At 61.9% G+C, this 907-nt stretch carries 2 protein-coding genes; both read left to right on the top strand.

The genetic code is table 11. The features are described from left to right. Window positions 1-41: 41 nt before the first annotated feature. Window positions 42-395 carry an IS66 family insertion sequence element accessory protein TnpB gene (tnpB, locus tag GWG67_RS38715; RefSeq protein ID WP_275174895.1) on the top strand — a complete coding sequence of 118 codons (354 nt, stop codon included), beginning with the start codon at window positions 42-44 and terminating at the stop codon, window positions 393-395. A 51-nt stretch (window positions 396-446) separates the two neighbouring features. After that, on the top strand, window positions 447-907 hold a 461-nt coding region (locus tag GWG67_RS38710; RefSeq protein ID WP_275174894.1), incomplete at its 3' end, for an IS66 family transposase zinc-finger binding domain-containing protein.

Raw genomic sequence — 907 nt, 5'->3', positions numbered from 1 at the left:
GTGTTGAGTGATGTGTTCTTAGCGCTTCGACGGACACGTTCATGCTGACGCCGCCTGCGAGCCTTACGATTTACGTAGCGACGCAACCTGTGGACTTCAGAAAAGGCGCAGATGGCCTGGCGCTGTTGGCGAAGGAGACGCTGGGCCACGATCCGATGAAGGGCGTGGCGGTGGTCTTCCGCGCGAAGCGCGCTGATCGGGTGAAGATTGTTGTCTGGGATGGTAGTGGCCTCGTGCTGTATTGGAAGCGGCTTGAGGGCAGCGCCTTCAAGTGGCCGCCGGTCGTTGACGGCGTCGTGCGAATGAACGCCGCGCAGTTGTCCGCGCTTCTGGCCGGCATGGATTGGACACGCATGCATGCGCCTCAAATCCTGCAGCCGAAAGCGCTTGCGTAGGACATAAAATCTTCGCTGCATCGGGGCGCGAAGCATGACAGACTCGGGCCAATGAGTGATTTGCCTGATGAGCTGCCGAGCGATCCAGCCGAGTTGCGTGCCTTTGCCGCGGCTCTGCTGGATCGCTGCGCCAGGCTCGAGCGGTTGCTCAAGCTTGCAAAAGACGCGCAGTTCGGTCGATCCTCGGAAAAGCTTGACGCTGATCAGCTCCAGCTTGTTCTGGAGGATATCGATCAGGCTGTCGCGGCTCTCGAGGCAGCCGAGGACCGCGCCAATCCCAAAGCACGCGAGAAGAGAGCTGCCGAGCGCAGGGCCAATCGTGGCAAGCTGCCGGAGCATTTGCCGCGCATCATCGAGACCCTGATGCCCGCTGCAACCTGCTGCCCGTGCTGCGCAGGCGACCTTTTTGAGATCGGTCACGATGAGAGCCAGAGGCTGGACGTCGTACCGGCGCAGTATCGCGTCATCGTCACCCGCCGCCCCAAACTGGCCTGCCGCGCCTGTCACGGCGT

It is taken from the genome of Bradyrhizobium sp. CSS354 (assembly GCF_029051725.1).
GTDB lineage: Bacteria > Pseudomonadota > Alphaproteobacteria > Rhizobiales > Xanthobacteraceae > Bradyrhizobium.
The sequence above is the reverse complement of the archived record's forward strand: the minus strand, read 5'-3'. Positions and strand labels throughout refer to the sequence as shown.

What these genes read in the sequence shown, in the direction of transcription:
- tnpB (WP_275174895.1), top strand. Translation starts at nt 42, where the DNA reads ATGCTGACGCCGCCTGCGAGCCTTACGATTTACGTAGCGACGCAACCT.